15 protein-coding genes and 1 pseudogene are annotated in these 15031 nt (G+C 72.7%); 15 read left to right on the forward strand and 1 reads right to left on the reverse strand.

The features are described from left to right. The first annotated feature begins 148 nt into the window (after positions 1-148). The 4 genes from ER308_RS19045 (at position 149) to ER308_RS19060 (ending at position 3722) form a co-directional block, all read left to right on the forward strand. Entirely contained in the window at positions 149-850 is a 702-nt protein-coding gene (locus ER308_RS19045; RefSeq protein WP_165492257.1) for a CDP-alcohol phosphatidyltransferase family protein, read from the forward strand. Further along, complete coding sequence (locus ER308_RS19050) at positions 847-1941, forward strand: phosphatidylinositol mannoside acyltransferase (protein ID WP_131156450.1); 1095 nt, start codon at positions 847-849, stop codon at positions 1939-1941. Before ER308_RS19045 ends, ER308_RS19050 begins: the two co-directional genes overlap by 4 nt. Further along, complete coding sequence (locus ER308_RS19055; protein WP_131156451.1) at positions 1938-3059, forward strand: glycosyltransferase family 4 protein; 1122 nt, start codon at positions 1938-1940, stop codon at positions 3057-3059. Before ER308_RS19050 ends, ER308_RS19055 begins: the two co-directional genes overlap by 4 nt. Before the next feature lie 114 nt (positions 3060-3173). Next, positions 3174-3722: a LemA family protein gene (locus ER308_RS19060; RefSeq protein WP_131156452.1), complete on the forward strand. Its 549-nt coding sequence runs from the start codon at positions 3174-3176 to the stop codon at positions 3720-3722. Between the two features lie 18 nt (positions 3723-3740). Here the strand turns inward: ER308_RS19060 and ER308_RS19065 are convergent, their stop codons facing one another. Then, on the reverse strand, positions 3741-4334 hold the full coding sequence (locus ER308_RS19065; protein ID WP_131156453.1) for an isochorismatase family protein: 594 nt from the start codon (positions 4332-4334) through the stop codon (positions 3741-3743). A 269-nt stretch (positions 4335-4603) separates the two neighbouring features. Between ER308_RS19065 and ER308_RS19070 the strand changes: the two genes are divergently transcribed. From ER308_RS19070 to secF, 11 genes and pseudogenes are all read left to right on the forward strand, one after another. Continuing rightward, positions 4604-5791 carry a DUF3048 domain-containing protein gene (locus ER308_RS19070; RefSeq protein ID WP_165492258.1) on the forward strand — a complete coding sequence of 396 codons (1188 nt, stop codon included), beginning with the start codon at positions 4604-4606 and terminating at the stop codon, positions 5789-5791. A 96-nt stretch (positions 5792-5887) separates the two neighbouring features. After that, positions 5888-6808, forward strand: a complete 921-nt coding sequence (gene pdxS, locus ER308_RS19075; RefSeq protein ID WP_276319856.1) for a pyridoxal 5'-phosphate synthase lyase subunit PdxS — start codon at positions 5888-5890, stop codon at positions 6806-6808. A 39-nt stretch (positions 6809-6847) separates the two neighbouring features. Continuing rightward, positions 6848-7555 (forward strand): pyridoxal 5'-phosphate synthase glutaminase subunit PdxT, encoded by a 708-nt coding sequence (gene pdxT / locus ER308_RS19080; protein ID WP_131156455.1) that lies wholly within the window; start codon positions 6848-6850, stop codon positions 7553-7555. A 9-nt stretch (positions 7556-7564) separates the two neighbouring features. Further along, on the forward strand, positions 7565-8317 hold the full coding sequence (locus ER308_RS19085) for a YebC/PmpR family DNA-binding transcriptional regulator (protein ID WP_131156456.1): 753 nt from the start codon (positions 7565-7567) through the stop codon (positions 8315-8317). A 113-nt stretch (positions 8318-8430) separates the two neighbouring features. Next, a pseudogene (ruvC, locus tag ER308_RS19090) lies at positions 8431-8949 on the forward strand (crossover junction endodeoxyribonuclease RuvC); the annotation flags it as partial. A 155-nt stretch (positions 8950-9104) separates the two neighbouring features. Further along, positions 9105-9710, forward strand: a complete 606-nt coding sequence (ruvA, locus tag ER308_RS19095; RefSeq protein ID WP_131156458.1) for a Holliday junction branch migration protein RuvA — start codon at positions 9105-9107, stop codon at positions 9708-9710. A 69-nt stretch (positions 9711-9779) separates the two neighbouring features. Next, positions 9780-10838 carry a Holliday junction branch migration DNA helicase RuvB gene (gene ruvB / locus ER308_RS19100; protein ID WP_131156459.1) on the forward strand — a complete coding sequence of 353 codons (1059 nt, stop codon included), beginning with the start codon at positions 9780-9782 and terminating at the stop codon, positions 10836-10838. Positions 10839-10980: 142 nt separating this feature from the next. Next, positions 10981-11301, forward strand: coding sequence for a preprotein translocase subunit YajC (gene yajC, locus ER308_RS19105; RefSeq protein WP_131156460.1), 321 nt, complete (start codon positions 10981-10983; stop codon positions 11299-11301). Further along, entirely contained in the window at positions 11301-12131 is an 831-nt protein-coding gene (locus ER308_RS19110; RefSeq protein ID WP_205745741.1) for an HD domain-containing protein, read from the forward strand. Before yajC ends, ER308_RS19110 begins: the two co-directional genes overlap by 1 nt. A gap of 16 nt (positions 12132-12147) precedes the next feature. Then, the gene (gene secD / locus ER308_RS19115; RefSeq protein ID WP_131156461.1) at positions 12148-13659 is read left to right on the forward strand and encodes a protein translocase subunit SecD; all 1512 of its coding nucleotides are present in this window, start codon (positions 12148-12150) and stop codon (positions 13657-13659) included. Beyond that, entirely contained in the window at positions 13656-14687 is a 1032-nt protein-coding gene (secF, locus tag ER308_RS19120; protein ID WP_165492259.1) for a protein translocase subunit SecF, read from the forward strand. Before secD ends, secF begins: the two co-directional genes overlap by 4 nt. Positions 14688-15031 lie beyond the last annotated feature (344 nt).

Below are 15031 nucleotides of genomic sequence, written 5' to 3' on the forward strand. Positions count from 1 at the left end.
CGGTATTCTCGCGCAGTCGGGGTGCTTTACTGCTCCCGTTCGGTGGGGCGGAGGCATTGCTACCCTCCAACGGTCTCACGCACCCGGCGCGGATGCGTACGGTGCCCGCACCCGAGGAGTCAGCGTGCTGAACGCTCATGGTCGGAGGGTGACCGAGCGGTTGACCGTTCCGGTCGCCCGGGCCTGCGTGCGTGTGGGCGTGACCGCGAACGCGCTCACGGCCCTCGGTCTCGTCGTGACGCTCATCGGAGTCGGGGTGGTGGTTGCCGGAGCCCCCGTCATTGGCGGCCTCGTCATGGCCACCGGGCTCCTGACCGACGCGGTCGACGGTGCGGTGGCCCGGGAGCAGGGGCGACCCACACGCTTCGGCTCGTTCTTCGACAGTGTCGCCGACCGGGTGGGGGACGCGGCGGTGTTCGGGCTGCTCGTCTGGCTCGTGGCCGATCGCCCCGTGCTGCTCGCGATCGCGTTGGTGGCGTTCGCCGCTGCGCTCATCACCTCGTACGTCAGGGCCAAGGCCGAGTCGCTCGGTTGGCGGGCGAGCGTCGGACTGCTGGAGCGGCCCGAGCGCATGGTCATCCTCGTCGTGGGTGTCGTCTTCGACCTCGTCCCCGTCGCCGTCGTGGTGTTGGCGGTCGGTGGCGTCGCCACGGTGCTGCAGCGCGTGATCGCGGTGCGCGAGCAGGCGCAGCGACCCGCGGCCGCCGTCCACGGCCCGCCCACTCCCGTCGCGGCCCGCCGAAGCGCGCGCCGGCGGGCACGCCGGGCTGCTCGTCACGCGGCGGACGATGCGCGGGCGTCCCGTCGCGACGGCGCGCGTGCGCGCCGCGCGCGCAGGAGCGCCCGATGACCGATGTCGCGCGCGGCCACGGGCCGCGGCGGCACGATCGCGAGCGGTACCGCGGGTCGGGATGGCGGTACACGCCGGTCGACCGCCGCCCGGGGGCGATCGATCGGGTGCCTGCCGGGGGCGGCCGCCGGGACCGAGTCGGCGAGCGGCTCATGGGACGTTTGTGGCTGGCCGCGTGGACGATGTTGCGGGTGATGCCGGAGTCCATCGCGTTCGGACTGGCCGAGGGGGCGGGCGCGCTCCTGCGACACCTGTCGCCGCCGTTGCGCCGGCGCGTCACGGCGAATCTCGGCCGCGTCGTCGCACCCGAGCAGCGCGAGGAGGTCGTCGCGCGCGCCTTCCGGTCCTACGGGCGGTACTGGGCGGAGTCGTTCCGCGCTGCGGACCTCGACCCCGGCGAGCTGGATCGGCGGACCACGACCGCGGGCTTCGAACACCTCGATGCCGCACTCGACCGTGGCCGGGGCGTGATCGTGCTGCTCGCCCACCACGGCTCCTGGGACATCGCGGCGCGATGGGCCGAGAGCCATCGCTACCACCTCGCGGTGGTGGCCGAGGTGGTCCGCCCCCGTGCGCTCTTCGCGCGCTTCGTGGCGTTGCGGGAGGCCATGGGGCTCGAGGTTGTGCCCCTGCGTCCCCGGGCACCGGGTGGCCGGGCGGGGGTCACGGAGCGGCTGCTCGAGGCGCTCGAGGCGAACCATCTGGTGGGGCTGCTCGCCGACCGCGACCTGTCGGGGCGGGCCCCACGGGTCCGGCTGTTCGGGGAACCGGCGCCCCTGCCCCCGGGCCCCGCGGCCCTCGCCCGCCAATCCGGCGCACCGATCGTGCCGATCACGATGCTGCAGCGCCCGGGGCGCTCTTGGCACCTGCAGGTCTTGCCCGCCATCGACGTCGCCCACCTTGGGGTCACGGAAGGCCAGCGGGCGGTGGCTGTCGGACTCGAGGCGCTCGTCGGCCTCGATCCCGACCAGTGGCACGCGTTCCAGCCGATCTGGGACCAGCCGGACCACCGGGACGGTGGGCGCGCTCGAGCGGGCGGCAGCGGCGCGCGGACGTCAGCGGTTCGGGCCGACAGGTCGGCGCGCCCATGAGGGTCGCGCTGGTGTGCCCCTACGACTGGTCCTCGCACGGCGGGGTGCGTGCGCACGTCGCCGCGCTGGGCGCTGCCCTGCAGGAGGACCACGATGTTCGCATCATCGCGCCCGCCTCCCGACCGCTCGGGGCGAGCGGCGTCGATGCGCTGGTGCGGCCGGTGGGTCGGGCGGTGGGCATCCCGTTCAACGACTCGGTCGCCCGGGTCGCGCTCAGCCCCGCGGCCGCGCGGCGGACCGTCCGTGCCCTCAGGGCGTGGCGTCCGGACGTCGTGCACGTCCACGAGCCGCTCGTGCCCTCGGTCGCGCTCGCGGCGGCCGCACGCAGCCCCAGCCCGGTCGTGGGCACGTTTCACGCCTGGTCAGACCGGGAGGCGGCCTACCGGGCGATCGCGCCGCTCGGCCGCCGAGTGGTGCGCGGGCTCGACGCTCGCCTCGCCGTGTCCCCGGTCGCCGAGAGGTACGCGGCGCGGACGCTCGGGCTCGACGCGGACGAGCTCACCGTGATCCCGAACGGGGTGTCGGCCGATCGGCTGGGACGCGCACTGCCGCGCCCCGAGCTGTTGGACCCGAGCGAACCGTTGATCGTGTTCGTCGGCCGCCTGGAGGCGCGCAAAGGCGCCGAGGTGCTCCTGCGGGCGTTCCGGTTGCTGCATCGCACCCATCCCCACGCGCGCCTGCTGGTCGTCGGCGACGGTCCGGAGCGTCGGCGCGCCGAACGCCTCGTCGGGGATCTCCCGGGGGGCCGGGCGCGGTTCGCGGGCGCCGTGGACGACGAGGAGAAGGCCCGGCTGCTGGCGAGCGCGGACCTCTTCGCGGCGCCGAACCTTGGTGGCGAGTCGTTCGGGATCGTGTTGTTGGAGGCCATGGCGGCCGGGCTGCCGGTCGTGGCGAGCGACATCCCCGGATTCCGGGCGGTCTGCCGGCACCAGCATGAAGGCGTGCTCGTCCCGGCCGGCCATGCCGCGGCGCTCGCCGAGGCGATGGGCGCGCTGCTCGACGACCCCGCGGCACGGAAGCGCCTCGGGACCGCCGGCCGGGAGCGCGCCGCCGAGTACAGCTGGCCGCGCATCGCCGAGCGGGTCGTGGCGGTCTACCGCGAGGCCGGTGCCGGCTGAGGGCCGAACCTTCACCGGGTGCCGCGCTACCGGTCGCGCGGTGCGTACACTCTGGCCAGGTGCGTCGGCGCATGTCGGCGGGCCGGGCCGTTTCCGTCGCGCGAAGGAGGGACCGTGGAGCTCGTGATCGTTGCCGTCATCGCCGTTGTCGTCATCGGCGTCTTCGTGCTCGGCTACAACGGCCTCGTGAAGCTCCGCAACCGGGTCGAGAACGCCTGGGCGGGGATCGACGTGCAGCTGAAGCGCCGCTACGACCTGATCCCGAACCTGGTCGAGACGGTGAAGGGCTACGCGTCCCACGAGAGCGAGACGCTCGAGGCGGTCACGCAGGCCCGTTCACAGGCCATGGCGGCCGAGGGGGCCGCGGACAAGGCGCAGGCGGAGTCCGACCTCTCGCAGGCGCTCTTCAATCTGCGCGCGGTCGCCGAGCAGTATCCGGACCTCAAGGCGAGCCAGAACTTCTCACAGCTCCAGGAGGAGCTCAGCAACACCGAGGACCGGATCGCGAACGCGCGCCAGGCCTACAACCAGGCGGTCCGCAAGTACGACACCCGGCGGCAGTCCATCCCCACCAACATCATCGCGGGAATGGGCAACTTCCCGTCGTTCGACTACTTCGAGGCCGACCCCGACAGCCGCTCGCCGGTCGAGGTCGAGTTCTAGGACGCGCCGGGCGGGCGCTCACCGGACGACGGCGCCCGCCTCGCGAGCGGCCTCGAGCGCGCGATCGCCGTCACCGGGCTGCAGGTCCACCGGCCGCGTCGCGTCGGCCACCAGCTCGGTCTCGTAGCCGAGGCGTCGCGCGTCGAGCGTCGTGTCCTTCACGCAGACGTCCTGGGCGAGACCGAGGACGACCGTGCGCCGCACCCCGCGATCCCGCAGGATCCGGTCCAGTTCGGTCGCGTCGCTGTCCCCGCTCTCGGGGTCCCGCACGCTGAACGCGCTGTAGCCGTCCTCGCCGCCCGTGCCCTTGCGGATCACTGGGTCGTCCTCGCGCGGCGACGTCAGGTCCGGGTGCAACTCGGCGCCCCAGGTGCCGTCCACGCAGTGCACCGGCCAGCTGCCGCCGTCCTTCGCGAAGTGCGGTGTCGCTTCCGGGTGGGCGTCCTGGGTGTAGACGACCGTCGAACCGGCCCGGCGCGCGGCCTCGATCTCCTCGTTGATCCGCTCGATGATCGCGTCGCCGCCCGGGACGTACAGGTTGCCCTCGGGGTGCGCGAAGTCGTTCTGGACATCGACCACGAGCAGTGCGGTGGTCTCGTCGTATCGACTCATGGGGTTCTCCTCCGTTGTGGCGCTTTCCGTGTTTTCGGTGCATGCGTGGAGTAGTGTCGGGAGCTGCACGACCCGTGAGCCCCCCGGTCGCGCCTCACCGGGCAAACGAGCCGGAGTCCCTAGACTGCTCGGCGACGCCGCTGCCCGGCGTCGCCCGGGGATGGACGGAGCCTCCGATCCGCCCGCGAGCGGGCCGGGTGGCTGATGACCCGGCGCCAATGAACCTCCCCACACGAAACGTGCCGACAACCTGATTGGGAGCCCTACCCGTGCGGACGTTGCCCCTCCTTCTTGCCCTGGCCGTCCTCGCCGCCTCCTGCAGCGTCCTTGGCGGCGATGCCGAAGCCGACGACGTCGACGCCGATGCGGCGGAAGTCGACGAGGCCGACGGATCGCAGGACCAGGACGAACCCGAGGACGACGGTGAGGTCGAACAGGGCGACGAGGACGAGGAGGAGGAAGAAGAGGCCGGGGCGGACGAGCCACCGCCCGAGCCCGTGGACGTGGCGCCGCTGACCGGCGAGCCGGTCGCCGACGACGTGGATCTCGACCGGCCGGTGGCCGCGGTGAAGCTGGACAACCATCCCAACGCCCAGCCACCGGTGGGGCTCGATGACGCGGACATCGTGCTCACCGCGGTGATCGAGGGGGGACAGACGCGCCTGGTCGCGTTCTACCACGGCGCGGCCCCCGAGCGGGTGGGCCCGGTGCGTTCCGCTCGCGAGGCGGATGCGGACCTGCTGCCCGCCTTCGACCCGGTCGTGGGGATCTCCGGCGGCGAGCGGTCGGTCCTGAACGCGCTGCATCAGGCGGGGATCACCGCGTACGCCGAGGGCACGGTCGAGGGCTTCGAGCGCGACCCGAACCGTCCGGCCCCGCACGACCTGTTCGTGTCGGTCCCCGCCCTCTGGGCGGCGGCGGAGGAGTTGCCGAGTGCCGAGCGCCCCTGGGAGATCGACGACCGCGACATCCCCGACGCCGATCCCGCCGATCCGCCGGAGGGCGGTGACGAGATCGACGGGGTCGAGATCGCCTTCTCGGACAGCATGCGCGCGGTCTGGGACTGGGTGGACGACCGCGACGGCGGGCATTGGGAGCGCACCCAGGAATGGGTCGAGTGGGAGCGTCGTGACGAGGAGCCCGCGGACGCGCGGAACGTCGTGATCGCGCGCGTGCCGGTGACCCCGGGCACGCGGACCGACGCCTCCGGGGCGCAGACCCAGGAGCTCGGTGTGCTGGGCGAGGGCGAGGCGCTGGTACTCCGCGACGGCCGGGCCTACGAGGCCCGCTGGCAGAAGCCCGGTCCCGGCGACCACTTCTCCTTCACCACCCCCGACGGTGACCCGCTGCCCCTCGCGGCAGGGCGCACCTGGGTGGAGCTCGTCCCCCTCGGGGGTATCGCCGAGCTGCAGGGTGGTGACGCGGTCGAGGACGACGAGGACGACCTGGGGACCTGATCGCCGGGCGGGCCGACCGATGGTCCGCCGCCGGGCAGGGCGGTACCCTGCGGGGAGCGCATCAACGTCCGTGCACGACCCTTGGAGTCGCTCGCCGTGTCCGATCCTCGCTCACTCGAACCGTCCGATCCGCCGCACGCCACCGGCACCGACCGTGTCAAGCGCGGCCTCGCCGACATGCTCAAGGGCGGGGTGATCATGGACGTCGTCACCGCCGAGCAGGCCCGCGTGGCCGAGGCCGCGGGCGCGGTCGCGGTGATGGCGCTCGAACGGGTCCCGGCGGACATCCGGGCCGACGGTGGCGTCGCCCGGATGAGCGATCCCGAGGTCATAAACGCGATCCAGGACGCCGTCTCGATCCCCGTCATGGCGAAGGTGCGGATCGGCCACCTCGTGGAGGCCCAGGTCGTTCAGGCCCTCGACGTCGACTACATCGACGAGTCCGAGGTGCTGACGCCCGCCGACGAGGCGCACCACATCGACAAGCACGCCTTCGAGGTGCCGTTCGTCTGCGGCGCCACCGACCTGGGCGAGGCGCTCCGGCGCATTCGCGAGGGCGCCGCGATGGTGCGCTCGAAGGGCGAGGCCGGGACCGGCAACGTCGTCGAGGCGACGCGGCACATGCGCGCGATCGGCGACGGCATCCGCTGGCTCGCGGGCCTGCCGCGGGAGGAGCGCTACGCGGCCGCGAAGCAGTTGGGCGCGCCGGTCGACCTCGTCGAGGAGGTCGCCGAGACCGGCCGCCTGCCGGTGGTGCTCTTCACGGCCGGCGGGATCGCGACTCCTGCCGACGCGGCGTTCATGATGCAACTCGGCGCGGACGGCGTGTTCGTCGGCTCGGGGATCTTCAAGTCCGCGGAGCCCGAGCGGCGGGCCCAGGCGATCGTCGCGGCGACGACGAGCTACGACGACCCGGACGTGGTCGCGAAGGCCAGCCGCGGCCTCGGCACGGCCATGGTGGGCATCGAGGTCGACGCCGATCCCGGAGCGGAGCGGCTCGCCGACCGCGGCTGGTAGCGGATCGCCGCCTCCGGCGGTCGCGCTACGCTGCGCACTATGCAGGCCGCACACCCCGTGCCGGGCGCCCGGATCCCCGGCGAGTCCCTCGTTCCCGACCGGGGACCGCATCACCGGCCGCCCGCTGCCGACGGGCAGGCGCCCCGGATCGGCGTGCTCGCCCTGCAGGGTGACGTGCTCGAGCACCTGCGCCTGATCGAGCGTGCCGGCGCCGTGGGCGTCCCGGTCCGACGCGAGGACGAGCTCGCGACCGTTGACGGACTCGTGCTGCCCGGCGGTGAGTCCACCACGATCGGCTTGTTGCTCGACCGGACCGGGCTCGCCGCACCGGTGCAGGCGCGGCTCGCCGAGGGCCTGCCCGTGCTCGGCACCTGTGCGGGAGCCATCCTCCTCGCCCGTGAGCCCCGGCAGCACGACGGGACCCCGACCGGCCAGTGGTGCCTCGGTGCGCTCGACGTGGCGGCGCGCCGGAACGCCTTCGGGCGCCAGGTCGCCTCCTTCGAGGCCGACCTCGACGTCGCCGGCCTCACCGACCCGATGCGGGCGGTGTTCATCCGGGCGCCGTGGTTCGAGGACCTCGGTGCCGGCGTCGAGGTGCTCGCGACCGTGGCCACCGACGTCGGTGCTAGGGTCGTGGTCGTGCGGCAGGGCCCCGTGCTCGCCTCAGCCTTCCATCCCGAGCTCAGCGATGATCCGCGTCTGCACCGCCTGCTCGTGGACGCCGTGGTCACCCGCGATCCCGCCTGAGGAGCAGCTATGGCCGGTCACAGCAAGTGGGCCAACATCAAGCACAAGAAGAGCGCGCAGGACGCGCGCCGCGGCAAGCTGTTCGCGCGCCTGATCCGCGCGATCGAGGCCGCCGCGCGGCAGGGCGGAGCCGATCCGGACGCGAACCCAACCCTCGCCACCGCCATCCAGAAGGCCAAGGACAACTCCGTCCCCAAGGACAACATCGAGCGCGCCCTCAAGCGCGCGGCGGGCAAGGAGGGTGGCGGCGCCGAGTACGAGTACGTCTACTACGAGGGCTACGCGCCGAGCGGTGTCGCGGTGTACGTCGAATGCCTCACCGACAACAAGAACCGCGCGACCAACGACGTGCGCACCGCCTTCAACAAGAACGGCGGCAACCTCGCCGACGCCGGGGCGGTCTCCTACCTCTTCGCCCGGACCGGGCTCGTGCTCGTTCCCGCCGACCAGGTCGAGGAGGACGACATCCTGCTCGCCGCCCTCGACGCCGGGATCAGTGAGGTCAGCCTCGACGACTCGACCTACACGGTGCGCACCGAGCCGCAGGACCTGCAGCCCGTCCGCGCGGCCCTGGAGGAGGCCGGGATCCCGGTGCCGTCCTCCGAGGTCACCCAGGTCCCCTCGGTCATCGTCCCCGTGGAGGACGAGGACGGGGCCCGGCAGGTGCTGCGCCTGGTCGACGCCCTCGAGGACTGCGACGACGTCCAGAACGTCTACACGAACTTCGACATCCCCGAGCGGGTCCTCGAGGTCGTCGCGTAGACCCTGCCGCGAGGCGCGGTCGTGGCCTGCTAGCATCCCGACGTCCGAACAGCAGTTCGTGCCCGGATCGGGTCCTCGGCCGGACCGGACGCGGTGGCGCGGCTGGAGGTCAAGTGCGCGTGCTCGGTGTGGACCCCGGCTTGTCCCGCTGCGGGCTCGGAGTGATCGACGGCACCGCGCAGCGCGCGGTGTTGCGGCGCGCGGGGGTGGTGCGGACCGCGCCCGGTGATCCCACCGCCAGCCGGCTCGCCGACCTCCATCGAGCGGTCCGCGACCTGATCGCCGAGGAGCGACCCGAGGCGGTCGTGGTCGAGCGGTTGTTCGTGCACGCGAACCTGCGCACGGTCATGTCGGTGGGCCAGGCGACCGGTGTGGCGATGCTGGCGGGCGCCGAGGCGGGGCTCGAGGTGGCGGAGTACACCCCCACCGAGGTCAAGGCCGCGATCTCGGGCCACGGGGGCGCCGAGAAGTCGCAGGTCGCGTACATGGTGCGCGCGGTGCTCGGCCTCGCCGAGACCCCCGAACCCCCCGACGTCGCCGACGCGTTGGCGCTCGCGCTGTGCCACCTGCGCCGGGGCATCGTCGACCTCGCGGCGGACGGGACGGATCAGGGCAGAGCAGGGGCCGGGCAGCCCGCCGCGAGCGGGGATGCCGCCGGCGGGCTGAGCCCTCGGCTGGCCGCGGCGGTCGCCAATGCCGGGCCGGGCGCGCAGGTGACCCGCCCATCGCGTGGACGGGGCGCGGGCGCCCCGCTGGACGATGCCACGCCCGGTGAGGAGGCGTCGGCGTGATCGGGCTGCTCACCGGACGGCTCGCCGCAGCCAGCCTCGGCGAGGTGGTGCTCGAGGTGGGTGGCGTCGGCTATCGGGTGCACGTCCCGCCCGGGAGCCTCGAGGGGTCCGTGGGGGAGACCGTGACGCTGCACACCCACCTGTCGGTGCGCGAGGACTCGCTCACGCTGTACGGGTTCGCCGACCCCGCCACCCGCGACCTGTTCGAGACCCTCCTGGGCGTGACCGGGGTCGGGCCGAAGCTCGCCCTCGCGGCGGTCGGCACGATGGGCGCCGACGGGCTCCGGCGCGCCGTCGTCGGGGAGGACGTGGCGGCGCTCACGGTGGTCCCCGGGGTCGGTCGCAAGGGGGCGCAACGCATGATCCTGGAACTGCGGGAGCGCCTCGGCCCCGAGGCGCTGGAGCCCGCGGGCGTGCCCGGTGCCGTGGCGGGCGAGGCCGTCGCGGCCGATCCCCGCACCGAGGTCCGCGAGGCCTTGGCGAGCCTGGGTTACGCTGCCGCCGAGGTGCAGCGGGCGCTGGACGGCCTCGAGGGCGAGGAGGACGGCTCGCCCGAGGAGCTGTTGCGGCGCGCCCTGCAACGCCTCGGCAGCCGCGCCTAGGGCCGCGTCCGACCGCCTGACCGGCTGATCGTCCGACCGTCCGACCCGACGCGAGGTGGTGGAGAGCTGATGGACGAGATCCTCGCGGGTGCCGCGGTCCCTGCCGATGGCGATCTCGACACCTCGTTGCGGCCCGAGCGGCTCGACGAGTTCGTCGGCCAGCGGCGCGTGAAGGAGCAGCTCGCCCTCGTACTCGAAGGCGCGCGTGGCCGTGGATCCGCGGCCGACCATCTCCTGTTCAGCGGGCCTCCCGGCCTCGGCAAGACGAGCCTCGCCACCATCGTCGCCTCCGAGATGGACGCGGACCTGCGCACCACGAGCGGGCCGGCGCTGGAGCGTCCGGGCGACCTCGCCGCGATCCTCACCAACCTCGAGGACGGCGACGTCCTGTTCGTCGACGAGATCCATCGCCTGCCGCGCGCGGTCGAGGAGGTGCTCTACCCGGCGATGGAGGACTTCGCGCTCGACATCGTCGTCGGCAAGGGACCCGGGGCACGAGCGATCCGCCTCCCGCTGCCGCAGTTCACCCTCGTCGGGGCGACGACCCGAACGGGCCTCGTGACCGGACCGTTGCGTGACCGGTTCGGTTTCGCCGCCCGCCTCGACTTCTACGACCGCGAGGAGCTCGTCGGGATCCTGCAGCGGAGCGCGACGCTGCTCGACGTCCGGCTCGATCCCGGTGGCGCGGAGGAGGTCGCGCAGCGCAGCCGCGGAACCCCCCGGGTCGCGAACCGCCTCCTCAAGCGGGTGCGGGACTACGCGGAGGTGCGCGCGGACGGCGTGGTGACGCCGGAGGTGGCGGGCGCGGCCCTGGAGTTGTTCGAGGTCGACGCGGCAGGGCTCGACAAGGTCGACCGATGGGTCCTCTCGACGCTCTGCGAGCAGTTCTCGGGGGGGCCGGTGGGGCTGTCGACCCTCGCGGTGGCCGTGGGGGAGGAGCCCGACACGGTCGAGGACACCGTGGAACCGTTCCTGATCCAGCGGGGACTGCTCGCCCGGACGCCGCGCGGTCGGGTCGCCACCGCCGCGGGGTTCGCCCATCTCGACCTCGCTCCGCCGACGAGCGCCTCGGCACCGAGCCTCCTCGACGCGCTCGACGATGACACCGACGAGGCGGGTGGCACCTGAGGGGCCCGTCCCGCCCGACGCGCTGCTATCGTGCGGGGGCGCGCCGGTCGCCGGCCGGCGCGTGAACGCATGCGCGGGCGCTGCGGACACGCCCCGCGCGCCCTAAGCTTCCACGTTCCCGACTCCAAGGGGATCTCCGACGATGACCGCAACGACCCTGCTCGCGGCCGGAGGTGGCGAAGGTCTCGTCGCCTTCCTGCCGATCATCCTGATCGTCGTCGTGTTCTACTTCCTGCTCATACGCCCCCAGCAGAAGCGCCAGAAGCAGCAACGCGAACTCGTCAACAGCCTGGAGACCGGTGACCGTGTGGTGAGCGTCGGCGGGCTGTACGGCACCATCACCAACGTCGACGAGGACGTGCTGCGCGTCGAGATCGCCCCCGGTACGACCATCACGATGGCCAAGCAGGCGGTCAACCGGCGGTTGCAGGACGACGATGACGACGAGGACGACGACGACTGATGAGCGACGAAGCGGTCGATCCCGCGGCAGCGACCCCCGGTCGCGCCTCGCGGGACGGGACCGGCGGCAACGGCGCCGGGAACACGCCCCGCGTCGCGCACGACGTTCCGCTCGGCGGTCGTGGTCGCGAGGGCGAGGCGCAGGCGCCCCTCCAGACCCGGTACGAACGCGTCGCGCTGCTCGAACAGGTGCGTGGCAACGAGCGGGCCCTCGCGTTCCTCGATGCGGCCGACGCGTTCATGGACGCCCAGGGGTTCACCGAGCACGGGCGACGGCACGCGAACCTCGTCGGCTCGATCGCCTACAACGTCCTCTCGTACCTCGGGCACGAGGAGCGGGTCTGCGAGGTGGCTGCGGTCGCCGGGTTCCTGCACGACATCGGCAACGTCGTCAGCCGGGCCGACCACGGGCAGACGGGCGCGCTGATCGCCTACGACCTGCTCAAGGACGCCGACATCACCTATGCGGACCTCGCGCTCGTGCTGTCGGCGGTCGGGAACCACGAGGAGCAGTACGGCCAGTCGGTCAGCCCGGTCTCGGCAGCGGTGATCCTCGCCGACAAGTCGGACGTGCACCGCAGCCGCGTCCGCAAGAACGCGTCCATCGCCTTCGACATCCACGACCGGGTCAACTACGCGGTGGAGGCGTCGTTCCTGCGCGTCGACGCCGAGGCGCACACGCTGACGCTCGAGCTGACCATCGACACCGAGATCAGCCAGGTCCTGGAGTACTTCGAGATCTTCCTGGACCGCATGATCATGTGTCGCCGCGCCGCCGAGACGCTCGGCTGCAGCTTCCGCATCACCGTCAACGACGTTCCCGTCCTCTAACCGTCCGAGGCGAACCGTGACGAAGCAGGGTCTCGTTGGTGTCCTGGCCGCGTTCGTCGTGGCCGTCGGCGTGCTGTGGGGTGTGATCCTCGCCAACGACTGGACCCCTGAGCTCGGCCTCGACCTGCAGGGCGGGGTGTCCCTCAACCTGGAGCCGGCGCCCGGTCAGGAGATCGACGACGAGGTGCTCGACCAGACGGTCGAGGTCCTGCGTGAGCGAATCGACGCGCTGGGCGTCGCCGAGCCCGACATCGCGCGCCAGGGCGAGACGGTGCGCGTGGAGATCCCCGGAGCCGCGGATCAGCAGGAGGCCGAGGAGGTCGTCCAGGAGACGGCGATCCTGCAGGTCCGCCCGGTCCTCGAGGAGATCCCGCCGGGCGCCCCCGACTACGAGGACGTCGGCCCGTCCTGCGACGAGCTGGACGCGCAGCGCGCCGAGGGGCCTCCTCCCGACGACGAGGAGGTCGTGCTCTGCCAGGGCGAGCAGGTGGCCGAGGCGCCGCTCGACGCCGAGGGCGAGATCGAGGATCCCGCCGACGAGGAGGTGCCGCCCGACCAGCGGTCGAAGTTCCGGCTCGGCCGGGTCGTCGTGGACGGTGGCGCGCTCGACGGCGCCCGCGCCCAGGTGGACCAGACCACCGGCCAGTGGGCGACCGCGCTGGAGTTCGACGCCGAGGGCGAGGGGATCTTCCGCGAGTTCACCGGTGAGCTCGCGTGCGAGCAGGGGGACACCCGTCGGATCGGGATCGTGCTGGACGGGGTCGTCGAGAACGCCCCGCCGGTCGCCCAGGAAGTGGAGTGCGGACAGGGCATCGCCGACGGTGGCCAGATCAGCACCGCGGGCGAGGACGAGGCTCGCGACCTCGAGCTGGTCCTGCGGACGGGCGCCTTGCCGATCCAGCTCGAGCTCGAGACGAGCCAGCAGATCAGTCCGACGCTCGGCACCGAGTCGTTGCAGGCGGGTCTGCTGGCCGGTGCGATCGGCCTCGCTCTGGTGGGGGTCTACCTCGTCACCCTCTACCGGGGCATCGGGCTCGCCGCCGTGATGGAGTTGCTCGTGTTCGGGCTCCTGGTGCTCGGGGCGATCACCGTGCTCGGGCAGACGATCGGCTACACGCTCACGCTCGCGGGGGTCGCGGGGGTGATCGTCTCGATCGGGATCGCCGCGGACTCGTCGATCATCTACCGGGAGCGATATCGCGACGAGATCCGCCGAGGACGCACGATCCGCACGGCCGCCGAGACCGCGTTCAGCCGCGCGTTCCGCACGAACCTCACGGGGAACACGGTGTCCTTCATCGGTGCGGTCGTCCTGTGGTTCTTCGCGGTCGGGCCGGTCCAGGGCTTCGCGTTCGCGCTCGGCCTGTCGACGCTCATCGATACGGTGCTGTTCGGGACGTTCACGCGCTCGGTCTTCGGGCTCGTGGCGAACAACCGGAAACTGGCGCGCTCGCCCTGGGTCGGGCTGCGCGCGGACACGTTCATCTCCCAGCCGGTCGTGGCCACCGCGGATCGGGGGAAGTCGTGACCGCGACGGTCGGCGCCGATCACGGCGGCAAGGACACCCGGCTGCGGCGGTTCCTCAACGGCGAGGCCGGTTTCGAGATCGTGCCGCACGGCCGCCGCTGGGGTGCGGTGTCCCTGGTCCTGATCCTCCTCGCCCTGGGCGCGGTCGGCATCCGCGGGCTCGACTTCTCGATCGAGTTCACCGGGGGGACCACCTTCATCGTCGAGAACGCCGGGGGCGGCTTCACCAGCGACGAGCTGCGTGACGCCCTGACCGAGGAACTCGGGGTCGAGGACCTGACCGCCCAGGTCGTCGACGGCGGGGAGGGCGCCCGCGTCTCGACCCCGGAGCTCGGGGAACCGGGGGGCGAGCGCGAGCTGGCCGCGGTGGACACGATCGCGGAGGTGACCGGCGCCGATCCGGGCGACATCGCGCGCGACTCGGTGGGCCCCACGTGGGGGGAATCGGTCACCGAGGCCGCGCTGTTCGCGTTGGCGGTCTTCCTCGCGCTGGTCGTGGTCTACATCTCGCTGCGCTTCGAGCTGCGCATGGCCGTCGCGGCGCTCGTCACCCTGCTGCACGACATCGTGGTGACCGTGGGCGTCTACGCGCTGGTGGGCTTCGAGGTGAGCCCCGCGTCGGTGATCGCGCTGCTGACGATCCTCGGCTACTCGCTCTACGACACGGTGGTCGTGTTCGACCGCATCGGCGAGGACGCGAAGCAGATCGGCCCCGACTCGTCGGTGACGTACAGCGAGGTGGCGAACGAGAGCCTGAACAAGGTGCTCGTGCGTTCGCTGTCGACGTCGATCACGTCCTTGCTGCCGACCGGGGCGCTGCTGTTCATCGGGGCGCAGCTGTTCGGGGCCGACACCCTGCAGGATCTCGCCCTCGCACTGTTCATCGGTATGGGCGTCGGCACCTACTCCTCGATCTTCGTGGCCACCCCGATCCTGGCGTGGCTCAAGGAGCGTGCCGGGCCGCCGGCCGAACCCGAGGAGGAGCCCGTGCCACGCGGCGTCGGCCCCGCGAGGGCCGACGGCCTCTGACCCGTTTCAGCGGGGTTTCGTCCGGTTGGGCGAGCTTGTGGCGCGCCTCGGTTGTGAGCCGACCCGTACGGACGGGTATCGTCCTTGGGTAGAGCGGATTCCGAGGACACGAGGAGGGTGCTACGGGGGAGGGGCACACGCGTGCGACCACCCCGGCGCTGGACGAGGGCCCCGGGGAGCGGCCCACGCGTGCCGAAACGCCCGAGACCGCTCCCGAGGACGCCCCGTCCCCGCCACCCGGTCAGGCCCCGTCCGAGCCCGTCGACGACGGCACGGACGACACGCGCGAGGACTCCGACACCGAGCCGGCGTCGGGGTCGGAGGGCGCCGCCGACCACCCGTCT

Source organism: Egibacter rhizosphaerae (assembly GCF_004322855.1).
Taxonomy (GTDB): Bacteria; Actinomycetota; Nitriliruptoria; order Euzebyales; family Egibacteraceae; genus Egibacter; species Egibacter rhizosphaerae.

Coding starts and splice junctions, on each gene's coding strand:
- ruvB (WP_131156459.1), top strand. CDS start 9,780: ATGGACGAGATCCTCGCGGGTGCCGCGGTCCCTGCCGATGGCGATCTC.
- ER308_RS19050 (WP_131156450.1), top strand. CDS start 847: ATGACCGATGTCGCGCGCGGCCACGGGCCGCGGCGGCACGATCGCGAG.
- ER308_RS19065 (WP_131156453.1), bottom strand. CDS start 4,334: ATGAGTCGATACGACGAGACCACCGCACTGCTCGTGGTCGATGTCCAG.
- pdxT (WP_131156455.1), top strand. CDS start 6,848: ATGCAGGCCGCACACCCCGTGCCGGGCGCCCGGATCCCCGGCGAGTCC.
- ER308_RS19110 (WP_205745741.1), top strand. CDS start 11,301: ATGAGCGACGAAGCGGTCGATCCCGCGGCAGCGACCCCCGGTCGCGCC.
- yajC (WP_131156460.1), top strand. CDS start 10,981: ATGACCGCAACGACCCTGCTCGCGGCCGGAGGTGGCGAAGGTCTCGTC.
- ER308_RS19055 (WP_131156451.1), top strand. CDS start 1,938: ATGAGGGTCGCGCTGGTGTGCCCCTACGACTGGTCCTCGCACGGCGGG.
- ER308_RS19085 (WP_131156456.1), top strand. CDS start 7,565: ATGGCCGGTCACAGCAAGTGGGCCAACATCAAGCACAAGAAGAGCGCG.